This is a genomic window from Aminobacter sp. MSH1 (genome assembly GCF_003071665.1).
Lineage (GTDB): Bacteria > Pseudomonadota > Alphaproteobacteria > Rhizobiales > Rhizobiaceae > Aminobacter > Aminobacter niigataensis.
The window spans coordinates 2,825,616-2,844,972 of sequence record NZ_CP026265.1 but is presented as its reverse complement, the minus strand read 5'-3'; the positions used below and the strand labels follow the sequence as shown (position 1 = coordinate 2,844,972).

Sequence of the window (19,357 nt, the reverse complement as noted above, 5' to 3'; positions counted from 1 at the left end):
TTTTTGCTCAGCCGATGAAATGCCGCATGGCGATCAGCACGGCAGCTCCCGCCAGGAACATCGTCATCAATCCGCCGCGCAGCGAAACAACGGCTGCCACCGCAAGTGCTGTGAGTTCAGCAGGACCGGCGGAAAGTGCGGCAGGCGCCACCAGCGTGGTCAGCACCGCCGCCGGCACTGCGTTCAGGCCCGCCTCGACGCGCGGATGGATGCGCTCGAAGCGCGAAATGACGAGATGGCCGCCGATACGGGTCAGATAGGTGGCGACCGCACCTGCAATGATGATCCACAGCGTCGTGCTCACGACACCACCTCCGCCGTTTCATCGACTGTGGCCGCCTCGCCGGGCCGCACCGGCATCGCCGCAGCAAACAGCACACCCGCGAGCGCACCGATCGAGACATGCCAGGGCGAACCGACCGTCTTGTAGGCGATCATCGAAGCCACGGCACTCGCGACCACGATGGGCAGCCAGCGCGGGCGCTTGCGGAAACTCATCACCAGCCCGAGGAAATAGATCGGCAGCAGGAAGTCGAGGCCTATGGCATGCGGATCAGGGATCAGCCGGCCGAACAGCGCGCCGATGCAGCTTTCGACTACCCAGCAAACATACAGCGTCAGCGCCATGCCCATGTACCAGGCGAAGCCGACCTTTTCGCCCTGCTCGCGGATGCGCTCGGCCTCGGCATATTGCGGATCGGTCAGGAAGAAATAGCCGATGGCCTGCTGGACCCAGGGCCAGTGCGCGATGTGCGGGCCAATCGCCGCCGAATAGAGCACGTGGCGGAAATTGACCGCGAAGATCGACAGCACGATGAGCCAGGGGGCGACATGCTGGCCGAACAGCTCGATGCCGACGAGCTGGCTCGCGCCGCCGAAGATGGTGGCGCTCATCAGGGTTGCTTCAGCGACGCTGAAGCCGTTGTCGACGGCGAGCGCGCCGAACAGAATGGCGAATGGCGCGGACGCGACCACGACCGGCACGCTCAGACGTGCACCTTGCCAGAATTCGGTTTGACGATCAGACATTCGGCCTCCGTGGCGCATCGGCCCGAGAATCGATCTTTGATATTCGGAATGCACGATGCGCAGGTCAAATAGGCCGCAGGGCAGCGGACCGACGCGCACCGCTCTGCGCGGATGTCTGAATAAGTCAGCCGGCTTTGCCTGTCACATCAATTCGGTTGAGCCAATGATCAGCGAAACTATCGCGCCGGTTTGGCTCGCTTCACCGAGCAAGGCGAGTAACCGCTGGCGTGGAGACGGCCCGTCGTCATCTCGAGCCTGGTCGGCAGATCGCGCATCGCAGAGACGTTGAGCTTGCGCGCAACCGCCAATGCCACCTCGCCGCAGGCATGCGCGTCCTCGGCCGCATTGTGGTGCTTGAACGAGAAATCGATGTGGCGCGACACCTCGTTGAGCCGGTGCGAGGCAAGGTCCTGCCACACCATTCTTGCCATCTTCAGCGTGCAGACATAGTCGATATCAGGACAGGCGATGCCATACAGCGCATAGGTCGCCCGCATGACGCTCATGTCGAAAGCGGCGTTGTGGGCAATGACCAGCGCATCGCCGAGATCTTCTTCGAACTCCTCCATCACCTCGGGAAACTCCGCCGCATCCTCGACATGCTCGGGGCGAATGCCGTGGACAGCGATGTTGAAACGCGAAAAACGCATGTCCTTCGGACGAATGAGCCTCTCTTCCACGCGGATGACCGCGCCGTCCTCTATCCAGGCCAGGCCCACCGAGCACGGGCTGCTGCGCTGCTCGTTGGCAGTTTCGAAGTCGATGGCAAGTGCACGCATGAAGTCTGTCAGCCCGCCTGCCCGACGCGCTCGAACCACTGGTCCTCTGTGATGACCTCGATGCCGAGGTCGGTCGCGGCCTTGAGCTTCGACCCCGCACCCGGCCCGGCCACCACCAGGTCGGTCTTCTTCGACACCGAGCCCGCCACCTTGGCGCCGAGCTTCTCGGCCATCGCCTTGGCTTCGTCGCGCGACATCTTTTCCAGCGAACCGGTGAAGACGACGGTCTTGCCCGATACCGGCGAGGACACGTCGCCGATACGCTCCTCGTCGAGCGGCGTCACTTCGGCCAACAACGCGTCGAGCACCTGCCGGTTGTGCTCCTCGGCAAAGAATTCGACGACCGCTTCGGCGACGATGCCGCCGATGCCGTTGACCCCGGTCAGTTCCTGCCAGGCGGCGTTGCCCTTGTCGCCCTTCCCCTCTGGCATCACCGCAGTGGTGCCGGCAGCGCGGAATGCGTCGAAACTGACGTAGTGTCGGGCCAGCCGCTTGGCATTGGTCTCCCCGATGTGGCGGATGCCGAGCGCAAACAGGAAGCGCGAGAACTCGACCTGGCGGCGATCGTCGATGGCCGCAAACAGCTTGCGCGCCGAGGTCGCGCCAAAACCGTCGATGTTCTCGAGCTTGGTGAGCGATCCCTCCTGCCGCCGCTTGAGCGTGAAGATGTCGGCCGGCGAGCCGATGTGCAGCGCCGGATCCTGCGACTGGAAGAAGAACTCGATCTGCTTTTCGCCGAGGCCCTCGATGTCGAAGGCGTTGCGCGAGACGAAGTGGCGAAGCCGTTCCACCGCCTGTGCCGGGCAGATCAGGCCGCCGGTGCAGCGCCGCACCACCTCGCCCTCCTCGCGCACCGCGTGGCTGTCGCAGGCCGGGCAGCGAGTCGGGAACTGGTATGGCTGCGCCTCCGCCGGCCGCTTTTCCATGACCACATCGAGGATCTGCGGAATAACGTCGCCCGCGCGCTGCACGATCACCGTGTCGCCGACACGGATGTCGCGGCCCTCGCGGATCGGTTGGCCGCTGTTGCCGATGCCCTTGATGTAGTCCTCGTTGTGCAGCGTGGCGTTGGTCACCACGACGCCGCCGACTGTCACCGGCTGCAGCCGCGCCACCGGCGTCAGCGAGCCCGTGCGGCCGACCTGGATGTCGATGCCGAGCAGAGTCGTCGTCGCCTTCTCCGCCGGGAACTTGTGCGCGATCGCCCAGCGCGGCGAGCGCGAGACGAAGCCAAGCCGCTGCTGCAGGTCGAGGCGGTCGACCTTGTAGACCACGCCGTCGATGTCGTAACCGAGCGTCGCCCGATTGGCCTCGATCGTCCGGTATTGCGACAGCAGGCCTTCGACGCTGTCGAACACCTTCATCAGCGGATTGGTCTTGAAGCCATAACGGCCGAAGGCTGCAACCATGCCCATCTGGGTGTCGGCCGGCATCTCGCTCACCTCGCCCCAGGCATAGGCAAAGAAGCGAAGCGGCCGGCTGGCCGTGATCGAGGTGTCGAGCTGGCGCAGCGAGCCTGCCGCCGCATTGCGCGGATTGGCGAAAATCTGCTTGCCCGCCTCGCCGTTGCGGCGGTTGAGCTCGGCGAAATCGACGTGGCTCATATAGACCTCGCCGCGCACCTCCAGCACCTCGGGGAAATCGCCCGACAGCACGTTCGGGATGTCGGCGATGGTGCGGGCATTGGCGGTGACGTTTTCCCCGACCTGGCCATCGCCGCGTGTCGCCGCCGTCACCAGCCGCCCGTTCTCGTAGCGAATCGACAGCGACAGGCCGTCGATCTTCGGCTCGGCTGTGATGATCACCGGCTCGTCCGCGCCAAGCCTGAGGAAGCGCCTGATGCGGCCGACGAACTCGCTCACATCCTCGTCGGCAAAAGCGTTGTCGAGCGACAGCATCGGCACGACATGGGCAACCTTGCCGAATTTCTCCGACACTGCCGCGCCAACCGACTTCGACGGCGAATCCTCGCGTACCAGTTGGGGGAAGCGCTGCTCGATCGCGAGGTTGCGCCGGCGCAACGCATCATAGTCGGCGTCCGAAATCGTCGGCGCATCGTCGGCGTGATAGCGCAGGTCATGGCCGGCAATCTCTTCGGTCAGCCGCGCAAGCTCGGCCGCGGCTTCTGCCTCGCTTAGCGAATCGACTGATTTCTCGGACATGTTGCGGCTCCGGCCAAATTGCGGCGCCACCATAAATCAGGAAGCATGTGCAGGGGAGCCGGTTTCACCAAAAGCCCACGCAAATCAGCAGGATCGCAAAGGCTCCTGACATGTTCCCGTCGCTACCATCCCTCAGGAAGCGGCGGCAACATTCTCGCGTAGCAACCGCTCCGCGGCGGCGCGCGCCTCTTCGGTGATCGTCGCACCCGAGAGCATACGGGCAATCTCCTCCTGGCGCGCCGGACGGTCCATCTCGTGGATGCCGGTGGCCACCTTGTCGGTGTTGCCCTTCTTGGAGATCAGGAAGTGCGTTGCCGCGCGCGCGGCGACCTGCGGCGCATGCGTGACCGAAAGCACCTGCACACGGTTGGCAAGTCGCGCCAGTCGCTGGCCGATGGCATCGGCCACCGCACCACCCACGCCGGTATCGATCTCGTCGAAGACCAGCGTCGGTGCCGAGCCGCGGTCGGCAAGCGCCACCTTGAGCGCGAGCAGGAAGCGCGAAAGCTCGCCGCCGGACGCCACCTTCATCATCGGTCCGGGCCGCGTGCCGGGATTGGTGCGCACCCAGAATTCGACCTGGTCGATGCCTTCCTGCATGCGGTTGTCGGCTTCGCTGGCCATCTCGACGATGAATTCGGCCCGCTCGAGCTTGAGCGCCGGCAGTTCGGCCATGACGGTCTTGCGCAATCCTTCGGCTGCCGCCGTGCGCAGTTCCGACAGGCTAGCAGCGATGCGGTCATAGGCATCTCGCGTGGCCTTCGCCTGCTGCTCCAGCAAGTGCAGCCGCCCCTCGCCCGCATCGAGGTCGGCGAGGTCGGCGACCATCGTGTCGCGCAGCTGCGCCAGGTTGTCGACGGCGACATTGTGCTTGCGGGCCGCGGCGCGCAGCGCAAACAGGCGCTCTTCAGCCTTTTCCAGCCGCTGCGGATCGTACTCGGTGGCCCGAAGTGCGGCATCGACACCCGACTGCGCCGCATCCAGCGAGATCATCGCCTCGTCGAGAGATTTCACCACCTCGTCGAGCAGGCCGGGCACCTCGGCCGACTTGCGCTGCAGGCGGCGCAACAGGCTTGCCAGTTGCGGCAGCGGCGACGACGAGCCGGACAAAACGTCCTGGGCGTCCTGGATTTCGGAAGCGATCTTTTCGACGCGCATCATCGCGGCACGCAGTTCGGCGAGTTCACTTTCCTCGCCCGGTTGCGGGTCGAGCTTCGCCAATTCGGTCACCGAGGCGCGCAGATATTCCGCTTCGCGCGCGGCAGCCTCGACGCGGGCGCGATGGCGCGACAGTTCCTGCTCGGCCGCACGCCAGAGTTTCCAGGCCTCGGCGGTCGCCCTCGCCTCGCCGACATGGCCGCCGAACGAATCGAGCACTTCGCGGTGTGCGCCGCCATCGACCAGCGCGCGGTCGTCGTGCTGGCCGTGGATCTCGACCAGGGCGCGGCCAATGTCGCGCATCAAGGTCACGCTGGACGGCTGGTCGTTGACGAAGACGCGGGTGCGGCCATCGGCGGTCTGCACCCGGCGCAGGATGATGTCACCGTCGTCGTCGATGGCATTGTCGGCGAGCAGCGTCCGCGCCGGATGGTTGCGCGCAACGTCGAAAACGGCCGTCACCTGCCCCTGGGTTGCCCCATGGCGAACGAGCGAAGCATCGCCGCGCGCGCCGAGCGCGAGCGACAATGCGTCGAGCAGGATGGATTTGCCGGCGCCGGTTTCACCTGTCAGCACCGACAAGCCCGGCATGAAATCGATGTCCAGCCGTTCGATCAGGACGATATCGCGGATCGACAGGCGCGAGAGCATCTATTGCTGGTCAGGCGCCGGAGAACATCTTCCCGGCCTTGGATATCCATGAGCCGGCATTTTCTCGCGGCTCAAGGCCGCTGGTCTGCAGCAGCTTGTACGAATCCTTGTACCACTGGCTGTCAGGATAGTTCTGGCCGAGCACGGCGGCTGCCGTCTGCGCTTCCGAAGTCAGGCCCATCGCGTAATAGGTCTCGACAAGACGGGCGAGCGCTTCTTCGATGTGGCGCGTGTTCGAGTAGTTCTCGATGACGTTGCGGAAGCGCTTTGCCGAGGCGATGTACTCGCGGCGCTCGAGATAATAACGGCCGATCTGCATTTCCTTGCCGGCGAGCTGGTCGCGGGCGAAACGGATCTTGGCATTGGCATCGTCGACATATTCCGACGCCGGCCAGCGCTGCACGACCTCGGTCATCGCCTCGATGGTGCGGCGGGCTTCCTTCTGATCCTGCGTCACGTCGCGAATCTGTCGGAAGTAGCTGAGGCCGATGATGTATTGCGCATAGGCTGCGTCGTCGGTCGAAGGATAGAGCGCGAGGTAGCGCTTGGCCGAGTTGATGGCCTCTTCATAGGAGCCCTGGCGATAGCTGGCGAAAGCGCCCATCACCATCGACTTGCGCGCCCACTCGGAATACGGGTGCTGGCGATCGACCGCCTCGAACTTGCGGCTGGCCTCCTTGAGGCGGCCTGCATTGAGGTTGGCGAGGCCCTGATTGTAGAGAACGTCGGCCGGTTCGGTCTGCTCGACATAGGTCGCCAGATCGACATCGGCTTCGCCCGACATGCAGCCGGACAGCGCAAGCGTCGGAGCGACGAGCGAAAGCGCCACAACCAGAGGCTTCAAGCGCAATTTCGATCGATCGGCTCGTATCAATGACATCACAGAGTTTCGCCCCTTTGGCGCTGTTTCGCTTTTAGGCAATGGCCATAGATCACAACTGGCCGTGCCGGGCAACGCTATCGGCCGTCAATCGCGCAATTTTGTGGCAGGTCAAGGCGCATGCCATTTCGCCGGGCGAGTGGTGCAGCCAGGCCACACCACCAATCCGGCGTTTTGCCTTCCGTCAAAGCGTCCAGGGCGCGTGGACTGCGGCGCTGACGGCAATCAGTTCGGCCGAACGGCCGCGCTCGCGGCGCGATGTCTCGACGACCTCGAAGGCGGACCGGTCCGAAAGCAGACGGCGTAGCGCAGCCGCGTTCAGCCGGTGGCCGCCGCGATAGGAACGGAAGCAGCCGATGAAACGCGCGCCTGCAAGGGCAAGGTCGCCCATCGCGTCGAGCGTCTTGTGCCGCACGAATTCGTTGGAGAAACGCAGGCCTTCGATGTTGATGATCTGGTTGTCGTCGCCGATCACCACGGAATTCTCGAGCGACGAACCAAGCGCGTATCCGGCTGCCCACAGGCGCTCGACGTCCTTCATGAAGCCGAAAGTGCGAGCGCGCGAAATCTCGCGGCGGAAAATGTCGTCGTTGATGTCGGATGCGAAGGACTGGCGGCCGATCGCCGGGCTTTCGAAATCGATCTCGACTTCGAATCGCGTACCGCCATAGGGGCGGAACTCGGCCCACGAGGCGCCGCTTTCGATTCGAACGGGCTTGAGAACGCGGATGTAGCGGCGCTTGACGCCCTGCACTTCGATGCCGACCTGGTCGATGGCTTCGACGAACTGCGCGGCACTGCCGTCCAGAATGGGAATTTCGGCGCCTTCGACCTCGATCAGCAGATTGTCGATACCGAGGCCGAACAGGGCGGCCATCAGGTGTTCGATCGTGGCGACGTGCTGGCCGGCTGGGTCGCCGAGCAAGGTGCAAAGATCGGTCGCACCCACTTCTGACACAATTGCGCGGAATTCTCGGTCGATAACCTGAAACACCACGCCCGTATCCGCGTCTGCCGGCGCGAAATGGATGGCTACCGGCTTGCCGCTATGAACGCCAATGCCCGACAGCGTGACACGCGATTTGAGTGTTGTCTGATAATCTTGCAAGTCGATCCCCATATGCCCGTACTCACCACGTCCGCTTCGCCACACCACGGCGCACGGCTCTTATCTTCGCCAGACGGGACCTCATCCCCACGATACCCGCCCAAGCGACCTTAGTCGGCGCGAAGATAGTCTTCCGGATGATAGACTCCAAATCACGGTTTCTTACTCTGTGTAACTGCGGGGACGCCTCGACTCACCCCGTCAAGTCAATGATTTGACTGATCTTTTCAGATCAAAAGGCGGGCGTCGAGACGCCCGCCTTTCAAACAGTGTTACTGCTCGTTCACAGTTCAGTTGGCTTGCCGGCGAAGGAACGCGGGAATCTCCAGCTGATCGTCTTCCTGAGTCCGTGCCTGCGGCGCCAGGCGGCCATGTTCGTCGAGCTGTCCGCGGCGCGGCGCGTAGAGCTGCGATTCCTGGCCGGTCACGCGGCGCTGCTCGGGGGCTGGCTGGCGCAGCTTCGGCTCGCGCGGCTGCGCGGGCTGCAGGCGTGCCGGCTCTTCCTCGCGGCGGGTCAGGCCGCTCGTCAGGCGCTTGAGCAGGCCCATCGGACCGCGGTCCTCGTGGTCTGCCGGCTGGGCCTTGGCTTCCACCTCGGCCTTCACCATCGGCGGGAAGTCCTCGACGCGCGGCATGCGCGGCTGGACCGGTGCCGGCTGCATCATCTGGGGCGCAGCCTGTGGCTGTGCCACCTGCTGCGGAGCCGGCTGATGGAACTGCTGCGGCTGCGGCTGATACTGCTGGGCCTGGGGCTGGGCCGGCGGAGCCTGGAACAGCTTGCTCTGCGGGCGGAACTCTTCACCCTGCGGTGCCGCCGTGCGCGGCTGGGCCATGGCTGCGGCGTTGGTCTCGGCAAGACGGATGGCCTCGGCAACCGGGTCGTTGGTGCGCACTTCCATGCGCGGCTGTTCGACCGGTGCCGCCTGCAGTGCAGGACGGGCAGCCTCAACCGGACGCTGGGCCGGCTTCGGCGCCTGGCGAATGGTCAGGGGTGCCGCTGCCATGTCGGCGGCCGACTTGTCGATGCCGGTGGCAACGACCGACACCCGGATGACGCCTTCCAGGTCCTCGTCGAAGGTCGCGCCCAAGATGATGTTGGCGTCCTGGTCGACTTCTTCGCGGATACGGGTCGCGGCTTCGTCGACTTCGAACAGGGTCAGGTCGCGGCCGCCGGTGATCGAGATCAGCAGGCCCTTCGCACCCTTCATCGAGGTCTCGTCGAGCAGCGGGTTGGCGATCGCAGCTTCGGCAGCGGCCATTGCACGGCCCTCGCCCGAGGCTTCGCCCGTACCCATCATGGCCTTGCCCATCTCACGCATCACCGAACGGACGTCGGCGAAGTCGAGGTTGATCAGGCCTTCCTTGACCATCAGGTCGGTGATGCAGGCAACGCCCGAATAGAGCACCTGGTCGGCCATGGCGAAGGCGTCCGCGAAGGTCGTCTTGTCATTGGCGAGACGGAACAGGTTCTGGTTCGGGATAACGATCAGCGTGTCGACGCACTTCTGCAGCTCTTCGATGCCGTAGTCCGCCGTCTTCATGCGGCGCTGGCCCTCGAAGTGGAACGGCTTGGTGACGACGCCGACGGTCAGGATGCCCTTTTCGCGCGCGGCGCGGGCAACGACCGGAGCAGCACCGGTACCGGTGCCGCCGCCCATGCCCGCGGTGACGAAGCACATGTGTGTGTTCGACAGATGGTCTATGATCTCGTCGATGCACTCCTCAGCGGCCGCGCGGCCGACTTCCGGCTGCGAACCGGCGCCAAGGCCCTCGGTGACGTGCGCGCCGAGCTGGATGAGGCGCTCGGCCTTCGACATGGTCAGCGCCTGAGCATCGGTGTTGGCCACCACGAACTCGACGCCGCGCAGGCCGGCGGTGATCATGTTGTTGACGGCATTGCCGCCGCCGCCGCCGACACCGAACACGGTGATGCGGGGCTTGAGCTCGGTGATGTCCGGCTTCTGCAGATTGATCGTCATAGTCCTCGTCCTTTTTGCCTTTCAAGCCGCTTCGCCGTGCGGCCGCCAATGGGGCTGTCCCCGTCAATTCCTAAAAACTGTCTCTCAACCACTGACTCATGCGATGCAGTTTTCCGCCAGTTCCCGTTGCCCTGTAACGGGAAATCCCTTTCGCCGAATGGCTCTCGATGCCAGCCATCTGCGGGTAGATCAGAAGCCCGACCGCGGTCGCGAAAGCCGGCCCCTTGGCCGCCTCCGGCAGACCTGCCACGCCGAGCGGGCGACCGATGCGTACATTGCGGCCGAGAATGCGACGCGCTGCCTCGGGCAGCCCGACGAGCTGGCTGGCGCCGCCGGTCAGGACGACACGCTTGCCGACGGCATTGCCGTAGCCGGACTTGTTGAGCCGGTCGCGCAGCAGTTCCAGCGTCTCGTCGATGCGGGCGCGGATGATCCGCGTCATCACCGAGCGCGGGATCTGCAGCGGCACTTCGCTGTCGTCGACGCCGATCGGCTGGATGCTGATCAGGTCGCGGTCGTCGGTGCTGCCGGGCAAAGCCGAGCCATGCATGACCTTGAGACGCTCGGCATCGTCGAGCCGGGTGGAAAGCCCCTTGGCCATGTCCATCGTGACGTGGTTGCCACCGATCGGAATGGCGTCGGCGTGAACGAAGCGGCCTTCGGAGAAGACAGACAAGGTGGTGGTGCCGCCGCCCATGTCGATGCAGGCAGCACCCATTTCGAGCTCGTCGTCGACCAGTGCGGCCAGGCCGCTGGCATAGGGCGTTGCAACCATGTGCTCGACCGACAGGTGCGAGCGGTTGATGCAAAGCTCGAGATTGCGCATCGGCGCCGAATCGCCGGTCAGCACATGCATGTCGACGCCAAGCGTGTCCCCGACCATGCCGCGCGGATCGCGCACGCCGCGTTCGGCATCGAGCGAAAAGGCGACGGGCAGCGAGTGGATGACATCGCGCTCGGCCTTCAGCGCCTGCTTGGCGCCAGCTCCCAGCACGCGCCGGACGTCGGCTTCCTCGACCTCGTGGCCGCCGAGATTGATCGTCGCGGTGAACGCCTCGCTCTTGATGCGTCCGGCCGAGAGATTGACGATCAGCGAGTCGGCCGTAAGCCCGGCCATGCGCTCGGCAGCATCGACGGCAAGGCGGATTGCGTGCTCGGCGCGATCGAGATCGACGACCACGCCCGATTTCACCCCTTGCGACTTCTGGTGGCCTATGCCGATGACCTGGGCCTGATGGGTACGCCCCTTGAGCAGTTGACTGCCTTCGGCTGGCTTCAGCTTGGCCACCACGCAGCACACCTTGTTCGAACCGACATCGAGCACCGTGAGGATGCCCGAGCGACGCGAAACCGGATCTTTTTGACCGCCAAGCCAGCTCATGTTCTGCTCCCCGCCTTCGCCTTGACGACCTTCGGTTTGGTCTTCAGAGCGTCGGCACGACGCTCGACCGCTTCCGGCGTGAGCTGCACCACCAACCTGTCACCGAAACGCATGTCGACTGCCGAGATGTCACGCGTCAGGATCGCATCGTCGCGATCAAGCGCAGCGAGATCGGCGAGCGCCGCATCGACCTTGTTCTCCGGCAGCTTGACGGTGATGCCGTTGTCGAGGCGCAAGTCCCAGCGTCGTTCGCCGATACGGATATAGCCTCTCACGCGCGACGCCAGCTCCGGAAAGGCCTGGACCTTGGCGACGAAGTCAGCCCCGCGCTCGGCGGCACCGAAACCGATGACCAGCGGCAATGCGACCTGGCGGCCACCGGTGAAGGGAGCGATGACCTTGCCGTCCTTTTCGACGACGCTGAGCTGGCTGCCATGCTGCCAGATGGCAAAGGCGTCGCGCTCATCGACACGCACCTCGATGGTGTCGGGATAGACCTTGCGGACCGCAGCATCGCGAACCCAAGGCAGGCTGACGATGCGCTCGCGCGCCTCTTCCGGGTTGAAGCCGACCAGCGACGTCCAGCCGTCAAGCTCGAGCTTGTCGAGAATATCGATTTCGGAGGTTTCGCGATTGCCGGAGACCTTGATCTGGTCGACGGCAAAACCGCTGCGGGCAGTGACGCCCTGGACCAGTGCCGGAAAATGGCCGCCGACATAGGCGCCATAGAGCGAGCTCGCGGCAAGAAACGCCGCCGTCAGCATCGACGCAGCATAGGGCGGAGGAGTGAACTCCCCGCGCCCGAAGCGCGACAGGATGCGAACCGGCTTGCGCAGCAGCCGCGGCAGCACGAAATGCTCCGCGGACAGGGACAGCCCGAAGACGCGCGGCGTTGCGCCGTTCACCCTCCCGCTATCTCCCGATCTCAACGCAAACACGAAGCGTCCTCCACCATCCAACTCAACAACTCACCAAACGTATGCCCGGCGTGGGCAGCAATCTCAGGCACCAGCGACGTCGGCGTCATGCCGGGTTGCGTATTGACCTCCAGCCAGACGACCTCTCCATTTTCGGAATGGCGGTCGTCGTACCGGAAGTCAGACCGGGAGACGCCCCGGCACCCGATCGCTTGGTGAGCCTTGAGCGCCAGTGTTTGTATTTTTTGGTAAATATTCGGTGAAACTTTCGCGGGGCATTCGTGCTTTGATCCCCCGGCAACATATTTTGAATCATAATCGTAGAAGGCGTGGCCGGTCGGAATGATCTCGCAGACGCCGAGCGCGACATCGCCCATGACGGCGCAGGTCAGCTCCCGTCCATGGACGTAGCGCTCGACCATCACCGTATCGCCGTAGCGCCACTCCGAAGACGAGATCACCTGCGGCGGATGCGACTGGTCTTCCTTGACGATGACCACGCCGAAGCTTGAGCCCTCCGCCACCGGCTTGACCACGTAGGGCGGCTTCATCGGATGCTGGTTGCCGATAGCGAAACGATCGAGAACGCGGGATTCGGCAATCGGAATGCCGGCAGCCTTGGCAACCTTCTTCGACTGCTCCTTGTTCATGGCAAGCGCCGACGCCAACACGCCGGAATGGGTATAGGGAATGCCGAGATATTCGAGGATACCCTGGATCGTGCCGTCCTCGCCGAAGGGGCCATGAAGCGCGTTGAACGCAACATCCGGCCTGAGCTCGGCAAGCACCGCACCGACATCGCGGCCGACATCGACCCGGGTGACCTGATAACCCACCTGCTCGAGCGCATCGGCACAGGCATTTCCAGACGACAGGGATACAGGCCGCTCGGACGAAAACCCGCCCATCAGGACAGCGACATGCTTCGACTTCATCCCCGACAATCCCCTCTCAACTCCGAACACAACGCCTTGTTTCCAAAGACCGAATCACACCTGTCCGGAAGTTGACCCTCCGGATGAAAACGCGGTTTACGCGTCACGCGACTCAAATCAGGAAACGCTTTAGGTCAGAGAATCAGAGACTTGATTCCGTGGCAAGTGCCGATTGAAAGTCATTGCGATTTCGTGACCTCGGGCGAATCCCGAGAACACTTGGATGGCAGCGGCGGAAGGCGAAAATCGGGCAGTAAAAAGCCCTCGATGCACGGCGCAGCGAGGGCTGAAATGATCGTCGTGGCCGGCCCCTGGACCTGCTCCTCTAGAGCATTTGCCCAAGAAACTCCTGCACTTCGCGGCCGGACTTGAACTGACCGATGCGCTTGATTTCCCAGTGCAGGCGGATGCCCGCATTCTCGAGCACGCGGCTGCGCACCGTCTCGCCGAGATATTCGAGGTCGTAACCGGTCGCATTGCCCGTATTGATCATGAAGTTGCAGTGCATCGGCGACATCTGCGCGCCGCCGATCATCAGGCCGCGGCAGCCGGCATTGTCGATTTCCTTCCAGGCCGAGGTACCCTCGGGATTCTTGAAGGTCGAGCCGCCGGTCTTTTCGCGGATCGGCTGCACCGTCTCGCGATGATGCTGGACCGCGTCCATGGCCGCCTTGATGGCGTCCTTGTCTTCCGCATACCCCTCGAAGGTCGCCGAAGTGAAGATCAGGTCGGCAGCCGCAGACGAGTGGCGGTAGCTGTAGCCCATGTCGGCATTGGACAGCACATGCAGGTTGCCCTGGCGGTCGAGTGCGCGCACGTCGACGACCCGCTCCCGCGTCTCGACGCCGTTGGCGCCCGCGTTCATGCGCAAGGCGCCGCCGATGGCACCGGGGATGCCGTGGTAGAAATGGAAGCCGCCAATGCCGTTGTCATGCGCAAGGGCTGCGACGCGCTTGTCGGGCGTTGCCGTCCCTGCCCTGATTCCGGTCGGCGAGATCGCCTCGGCCTCGCCGAACCCCTTGGCCGAAAGCCGTACGACGAAACCGGGAATGCCGCCTTCGCGCACCAGAAGGTTGGAGCCGATGCCGACGACCATCACCGGAATCTCTTCCGGCACCGCCTTCAGGAAGGCGGCAAGATCTTCCTCGTCGGCCGGCTGGAACAGCGCCTGGGCCAGGCCGCCGGCGCGAAACCAGGTGATCTTTTCCATTTCGGCGCTGGGCGTGATGCGTCCGCGCAACCCGGAAAGGCGATCGCCAAGCTTTTCGATCAGCGCTTCGCCACCCGTCACGACCCGCCTCCGGCGAGTTCGTTCGGCAGTGCATAGGCCCATTGCGTGATGTTGCCGGCGCCGAGATAGACGACGAAATCGCCCGGCTTGGCCAGTTCGCGCACGACAGGCGCCACGGCAGCGGCGCCTTCGATATGACGGGCGTCGCGATGGCCGCCGGCGCGGATGCGCGCGGTCAGCGTCTCGGAATTGACGCCCTCGATAGGATCTTCCCCGGCCGCATAGACAGGTGCGACCATCACGGTGTCGGCGTCGTTGAAGCAGGCCGAGAAATCGTCGAACAGGTCGCGCAGGCGGGTGAAGCGGTGCGGTTGGGCAATGGCGATGACGCGGCCCTTGGTGGCTTCGCGCGCGGCGCTGAGCACGGCCTTGATCTCGACCGGATGGTGGCCGTAGTCGTCGAACACCTCGACGCCGTTCCACGAACCGGTGTGGGTGAAGCGGCGCTTGACGCCACCGAAGGACGACAGCCCGCTCTTCACTGCCTCGGCGGAGATTCCCAGTTCGGTAGCGACCGCGATGGCAGCCGTGGCGTTGGAGACGTTGTGGCGTCCCGGCATCGGCAGGCGCAGGCCCTCGATGGTGGTCGACGACGCCGACTTGCGGTTGCGGATGACCACGTCGAAGACCGACACCGCACCGTCCATGTGGTGATTGGTGAAGCGCACGTCGGCCTGGGCGTTTTCGCCATAGGTGATGACGCGGCGGTCCTCGATATGGCTGACCAGCGCCTGCACTTCCGGATGATCGGTGCACATCACGCCAAAACCGTAGAACGGCACGTTCTCGACGAACTGGCGGAACGCTTCACGTACCCTGTCGAAGGTGCCGTAATGATCGAGATGCTCTGGATCGATGTTGGTGACGACGGCGACGTCGGCCGGAAGCTTCAGGAACGTGCCGTCGCTCTCGTCGGCCTCCACCACCATCCACTCGCCCTCGCCCATGCGGGCGTTGGTGCCGTAGGCGTTGATGATGCCGCCATTGATGACCGTCGGGTCGAGCCCGCCGGCGTCGAGCAGCGTCGCCACCATCGACGTGGTGGTCGTCTTGCCGTGCGTGCCGCCGATGGCGACCGCATTGCGGAAGCGCATCAGTTCGGCCAGCATCTCGGCGCGCCGCACGACAGGCAACAGCTTCTCGCGCGCCGCCATCAGTTCCGGATTGGTTTTCTTGATCGCCGTCGAAACAACAATCACCTCGGCGTCGCCAAGGTTCTCGGCCTTATGACCGACGAAGCATTCGATGCCCTTTTCGCGCAGGCGCTGCACGTTGGCGCTCTCGGACTGGTCCGAGCCCTGCACCTTGTAGCCGAGATTGTGCAGCACCTCGGCGATGCCGCTCATGCCGATGCCGCCAATGCCGATGAAATGCACGAGGCCGATCGTCTGCGGCATCTTCATGGCCGCACTCCCTTCCTGAATTCCGCAACGGGTATTTTCGACGCAATAGCCTCTGCGAGGTCGGCGAGCAACCGTGTGGCGTCTGCTTTGCCGACTGACTTTGCGGCAGTTGCCATGGCGGCCATGCGCGCGGGGTCGTCCATGGCGCCCCCAATGAGCCCGGCGATCCGCTCGATGGAAAGCGTCGACTGCGGGTGAACTTCGCCGCCGCCGGCCGCCGCCAGGCGCGCCGCGTTTGCGGCCTGGTCGTGGTCGAGCGCATGCGGGTACGGCACCAGAAGTGCCGGACGGCCGATGACCGCGATCTCCGAGACAGTCGACGCTCCCGAGCGCGACATCACCAGATGGGCAGCGGCCATGCGCTGCGCCATGTCGTTGAAGAATGGCGACACGTCGGCCACGATGCCGAGCCTGGCATAGGCCGCCTTGACCTTGTCGGCATCCTCGACGCGGGCCTGCTGGGTGATGCGCAGGCGCTTGCGCAGCGCTTCGGGCAGCAGCGCTATGGCGCCGGGAACCGCATCGGAAAAGAACTGCGCGCCCTGGCTGCCGCCGAAGACCAGGAGATTGAACTGGTCCGAACCGCCGGACGCCACATAAGGGGTCTTCGACGCTTCGATCACGGCTGGCCGTACCGGATTGCCTGTCACGACGATCTTGGCGCTGTTGGTGCCGGAATTTTCCGGCAGGAAGCCGCCGGCGATCGCATCGACCCTGGTGGCCAGCGCCTTGTTGGCGCGGCCCATCACGGCGTTCTGCTCGTGCACCATGGCCGGCACGCCGCGGCGCGTCGCGGCATAGAGCGGCGGCAGCGTCGGATAGCCGCCGAAGCCGATAACCACGGAAGGCTTGATCTTGGCGATCACCTGCGAGGCCTGGCGCACGCCGCGCCAGATGCTCCAGAACGCCCTCATCAGCGCAATGGGGTTCTTCGAGCCGATCGTCGACGAGGAAATCGGATGAATGGCGGCAGCCGGAAACTTGCCGGCGAAACGTTCGGCGCGGTCGTCGGTGGCAAGATGCACCTGCCAGCCGCGCGCCGTCAGTTCATGCGCCAGCGCCTCGGCCGGAAAGAGATGGCCGCCGGTACCCCCGGCGGCAAGCATGACAGTCCCCTTGGCCATGTTATTCCGCCGGCACTGCGTGCCGCGTCATGGCGGAAAACCCGGTCGGCCTGAGCTTCTCGGGCTTCTTGCGAGTCAGCGCCAGCACCATGCCCATCGAGATGGCGATGGCGATAAGCGACGAGCCGCCATACGAGATGAACGGCAGCGTCATGCCCTTGGCCGGCATCAGCTGCAGGTTCACGCTCATGTTGATGATCGACTGGAAGCCGAACACCACGACAAGACCGGCAACCGCGTAGCGGGTGAAGTCGTCATGTTCCTTCAGCGCGGTACGTAGGCCACGCAGCACGATGAAGGCGAAGATCGACATGATGATCAGGAGCAGCACGATGCCGAACTCCTCGCCCGCCACCGAGAAGACGAAGTCGGCATGGCTGTCCGGGATGACCCGCTTGACCATGCCCTCGCCCGGTCCGACGCCGAACCAGCCGCCGCTGATGATCGCTTCGCGGCCCATGTCGACCTGGAACGTGTCGCCCTCGCCGGTGAGGAAGCGGTCGATACGGCCCGCCACGTGCGGGAACACAGTGTAGGCAGCAAAGCCGCCGCCGAGGCCGACGGCACCAAGGGTGATGATCCAGAACCACGACATGCCGGCCATGAAGAACATCACGCCCCAGGTACCGAGAACGAGGATCGTCTGGCCGAAGTCCGGCTGCGCCATCAACAGCGCCAGGACCACGCCGAGCAGTATCATCGCAAACAGATTGCCAGGGATGTCTGGATGGCGCTCGTGCTGGGCGAGCAGCCAGGCAGAGATGACGACAAAGGCCGGCTTGAGGAATTCCGACGGCTGGATCGAGAGGCCGGCCAGCGAGAGCCAGCGTCGGGCACCCTTGACCTCGACGCCGACGAACAGCACCGCAACCATCATCACCAGCATGATGCAGAGCATGACCAGCGCCACGCGTCTGATCTGCCGGGTATCGAGGAACGACACCGCGATCATCACTGCCAGCGCCGGGATCGTGAAGATGATCTGGCGCGTGGCGAAGTGGAAGCTGCCGAGCCCGATGCGTTCGGCAACCGCCGGGCTTGCGGCGAATGAAAGCACGATGCCCAGTCCCATCAGCGACAGGAATGCCGCGAGGAACCATCGATCGACCGTCCACCACCACAGGGCGACGGGACTTCTGTCGAGACGGCTGGCCATTATCTTGCCCCTCCGATAGCGCTCACGCCATCAATAGCATTCACAGCTTGCCTGAAGGCTTCGCCGCGAATCTCGAAGTTCTTGAACTGGTCGAAGCTGGCGCAGGCCGGCGACAGCAGCACCACCGCCTCGCTGGTATCGTCCTTAGCTGCATCCTCGGCCGCATGTTCGACGGCTGCGGCCAGCGTGCCCGAAATCTCGTAAGGCACAGCCTCGCCCAGCGTCGCGGAGAATGCCGGAGCGGCCTCGCCGATCAGATAGGCCCGGGCGATGCGCGGAAACAGGCTGCGCAGCGGCTCGATGCCGCCTTCCTTGGGCAGGCCGCCGGCGATCCAGTAGATGCGCGGGAAGCTCGACAGCGCAGGTGCGGCGGCGTCCGCATTGGTCGCCTTGGAATCGTTGACGAACAGCACATGGCCCTTGCGTGCGACCTGCTCCATGCGATGGGCAAGACCAGGGAAGGATTCGAGGCCCGCCTGGATCTCACCGAGATCGAGCCCGACCTTGAGGCAGGCCACTACAGCAGCAAGTGCATTCTGGGCATTGTGCTGGCCACGCAGCGAGCCGATGCCTTCGAGGAAGGCGATGCGGCTGTAGCGGCCGTCGGCCGCCTCCATCAGATCGGTGCCATCGGCGAAGTAGCCATCGGTCAGCGGCAGCCGCTTGGAGATGCGCACGACGGCCTTGCCGGCCCGCTCGAGCCGGTCGGCGATCTGGGCACAATAGATATCGTCCACGCCGATGATCGCAGTCTCGCTGCCGGCCACCAACCGCTCCTTGATCGAGGCGTAGTGCTGCATCGTGCCGTGACGGTCGAGATGATCCGGCGTCAGGTTGAGCAGGATGCCCGCCGTCGGGTTGATCGATGGCGCAAGGTCGATCTGGTACGACGAGCACTCGACGACGTAGTGACGCTCCGGCTGCGGCGGATCGAGCGTCATCACGGCGCGGCCGATATTGCCGCCCATCTGCGTGTCGCGTCCGGCCGACTGCAGGATATGCGCCGTCAGCGCTGTCGTCGTCGACTTGCCGTTGGTACCGGTGATAGCGATGAAGGGCGCTGCCGATGCCGTAGCGATGCGCTCGCGGGCGAACAGTTCGATGTCGCCGATCACCTCGACGCCGGCGCCGCGCGCCAGTTCCACCGTCCAGTGCGGCTTGGGATGCGTCAGCGGCACGCCCGGCGACAGCACGAAGGACGATATGCCTGCCCACTCGGCGCCGCGCAGATCGCCCGTGGCGATGCCTTCTGCAGCGGCCTTTGCCACGCTTTCGGGATTGTCGTCCCAGGCCAGCACCTCTGCCCCGCCTTCCGCCAGCGCGCGCGCAGTGGCGATCCCCGAGCCGCCGAGGCCGAAGAGCGCTACTCGCTTTCCCTGAAATGAGGTGGCGGGGATCATGATG

Annotated in this window: 16 protein-coding genes; all 16 read right to left on the bottom strand. The window is 64.5% G+C overall.

The window, feature by feature from the left end; all coding sequences use genetic code 11:
- Positions 1-7: 7 nt before the first annotated feature.
- Entirely contained in the window at positions 8-304 is a 297-nt protein-coding gene (locus tag CO731_RS14020; protein WP_108607638.1) for an AzlD family protein, read from the bottom strand.
- On the bottom strand, positions 301-1,029 hold the full coding sequence (locus CO731_RS14015) for an AzlC family ABC transporter permease (RefSeq protein ID WP_245439346.1): 729 nt from the start codon (positions 1,027-1,029) through the stop codon (positions 301-303). The genes CO731_RS14020 and CO731_RS14015 overlap by 4 nt, the downstream gene beginning before the upstream one ends.
- Before the next feature lie 176 nt (positions 1,030-1,205).
- A complete protein-coding gene (locus tag CO731_RS14010; RefSeq protein WP_108607637.1) occupies positions 1,206-1,808 on the bottom strand; it encodes a 3'-5' exonuclease in 603 nt (200 codons plus the stop codon).
- Between the two features lie 8 nt (positions 1,809-1,816).
- Complete coding sequence (gene ligA, locus CO731_RS14005; protein ID WP_108609834.1) at positions 1,817-3,970, bottom strand: NAD-dependent DNA ligase LigA; 2,154 nt, start codon at positions 3,968-3,970, stop codon at positions 1,817-1,819.
- A gap of 132 nt (positions 3,971-4,102) precedes the next feature.
- Entirely contained in the window at positions 4,103-5,779 is a 1,677-nt protein-coding gene (recN, locus tag CO731_RS14000) for a DNA repair protein RecN (protein WP_108607636.1), read from the bottom strand.
- 10 nt (positions 5,780-5,789) lie between these two features.
- Positions 5,790-6,659, bottom strand: a complete 870-nt coding sequence (locus CO731_RS13995) for an outer membrane protein assembly factor BamD (protein WP_108607635.1) — start codon at positions 6,657-6,659, stop codon at positions 5,790-5,792.
- Positions 6,660-6,843: 184 nt separating this feature from the next.
- Entirely contained in the window at positions 6,844-7,779 is a 936-nt protein-coding gene (lpxC, locus tag CO731_RS13990; RefSeq protein ID WP_108607634.1) for a UDP-3-O-acyl-N-acetylglucosamine deacetylase, read from the bottom strand.
- Between the two features lie 278 nt (positions 7,780-8,057).
- Positions 8,058-9,746: a cell division protein FtsZ gene (gene ftsZ, locus CO731_RS13985; RefSeq protein WP_108607633.1), complete on the bottom strand. Its 1,689-nt coding sequence runs from the start codon at positions 9,744-9,746 to the stop codon at positions 8,058-8,060.
- A 70-nt stretch (positions 9,747-9,816) separates the two neighbouring features.
- Entirely contained in the window at positions 9,817-11,127 is a 1,311-nt protein-coding gene (gene ftsA / locus CO731_RS13980; protein ID WP_108607632.1) for a cell division protein FtsA, read from the bottom strand.
- Entirely contained in the window at positions 11,124-12,032 is a 909-nt protein-coding gene (locus CO731_RS13975) for a cell division protein FtsQ/DivIB (protein WP_245439344.1), read from the bottom strand. Before CO731_RS13975 ends, ftsA begins: the two co-directional genes overlap by 4 nt.
- Before the next feature lie 20 nt (positions 12,033-12,052).
- Positions 12,053-12,979: a D-alanine--D-alanine ligase gene (locus tag CO731_RS13970; RefSeq protein ID WP_108607630.1), complete on the bottom strand. Its 927-nt coding sequence runs from the start codon at positions 12,977-12,979 to the stop codon at positions 12,053-12,055.
- Between the two features lie 325 nt (positions 12,980-13,304).
- Positions 13,305-14,270, bottom strand: coding sequence for a UDP-N-acetylmuramate dehydrogenase (gene murB, locus CO731_RS13965; RefSeq protein ID WP_108607629.1), 966 nt, complete (start codon positions 14,268-14,270; stop codon positions 13,305-13,307).
- A complete protein-coding gene (gene murC / locus CO731_RS13960; RefSeq protein ID WP_108607628.1) occupies positions 14,267-15,673 on the bottom strand; it encodes a UDP-N-acetylmuramate--L-alanine ligase in 1,407 nt (468 codons plus the stop codon). Before murC ends, murB begins: the two co-directional genes overlap by 4 nt.
- Positions 15,670-16,797 carry an undecaprenyldiphospho-muramoylpentapeptide beta-N-acetylglucosaminyltransferase gene (murG, locus tag CO731_RS13955; protein WP_108607627.1) on the bottom strand — a complete coding sequence of 376 codons (1,128 nt, stop codon included), beginning with the start codon at positions 16,795-16,797 and terminating at the stop codon, positions 15,670-15,672. The genes murC and murG overlap by 4 nt, the downstream gene beginning before the upstream one ends.
- A gap of 1 nt (position 16,798) precedes the next feature.
- Complete coding sequence (gene ftsW, locus CO731_RS13950) at positions 16,799-17,953, bottom strand: putative lipid II flippase FtsW (RefSeq protein ID WP_108607626.1); 1,155 nt, start codon at positions 17,951-17,953, stop codon at positions 16,799-16,801.
- Positions 17,953-19,353, bottom strand: coding sequence for a UDP-N-acetylmuramoyl-L-alanine--D-glutamate ligase (gene murD / locus CO731_RS13945; protein ID WP_108607625.1), 1,401 nt, complete (start codon positions 19,351-19,353; stop codon positions 17,953-17,955). The genes ftsW and murD overlap by 1 nt, the downstream gene beginning before the upstream one ends.
- Between the last annotated feature and the right edge of the window lie 4 nt (positions 19,354-19,357).

What these genes read in the sequence shown, in the direction of transcription:
- ftsW (WP_108607626.1), bottom strand. Translation starts at nt 17,953, where the DNA reads ATGGCCAGCCGTCTCGACAGAAGTCCCGTCGCCCTGTGGTGGTGGACG.
- lpxC (WP_108607634.1), bottom strand. Translation starts at nt 7,779, where the DNA reads ATGGGGATCGACTTGCAAGATTATCAGACAACACTCAAATCGCGTGTC.
- murG (WP_108607627.1), bottom strand. Translation starts at nt 16,797, where the DNA reads ATGGCCAAGGGGACTGTCATGCTTGCCGCCGGGGGTACCGGCGGCCAT.
- CO731_RS14010 (WP_108607637.1), bottom strand. Translation starts at nt 1,808, where the DNA reads ATGCGTGCACTTGCCATCGACTTCGAAACTGCCAACGAGCAGCGCAGC.
- ftsZ (WP_108607633.1), bottom strand. Translation starts at nt 9,746, where the DNA reads ATGACGATCAATCTGCAGAAGCCGGACATCACCGAGCTCAAGCCCCGC.
- murC (WP_108607628.1), bottom strand. Translation starts at nt 15,673, where the DNA reads ATGAAGATGCCGCAGACGATCGGCCTCGTGCATTTCATCGGCATTGGC.
- murD (WP_108607625.1), bottom strand. Translation starts at nt 19,353, where the DNA reads ATGATCCCCGCCACCTCATTTCAGGGAAAGCGAGTAGCGCTCTTCGGC.
- CO731_RS13995 (WP_108607635.1), bottom strand. Translation starts at nt 6,659, where the DNA reads ATGTCATTGATACGAGCCGATCGATCGAAATTGCGCTTGAAGCCTCTG.
- CO731_RS14015 (WP_245439346.1), bottom strand. Translation starts at nt 1,029, where the DNA reads ATGTCTGATCGTCAAACCGAATTCTGGCAAGGTGCACGTCTGAGCGTG.
- CO731_RS13970 (WP_108607630.1), bottom strand. Translation starts at nt 12,979, where the DNA reads ATGAAGTCGAAGCATGTCGCTGTCCTGATGGGCGGGTTTTCGTCCGAG.
- ligA (WP_108609834.1), bottom strand. Translation starts at nt 3,970, where the DNA reads ATGTCCGAGAAATCAGTCGATTCGCTAAGCGAGGCAGAAGCCGCGGCC.
- recN (WP_108607636.1), bottom strand. Translation starts at nt 5,779, where the DNA reads ATGCTCTCGCGCCTGTCGATCCGCGATATCGTCCTGATCGAACGGCTG.
- ftsA (WP_108607632.1), bottom strand. Translation starts at nt 11,127, where the DNA reads ATGAGCTGGCTTGGCGGTCAAAAAGATCCGGTTTCGCGTCGCTCGGGC.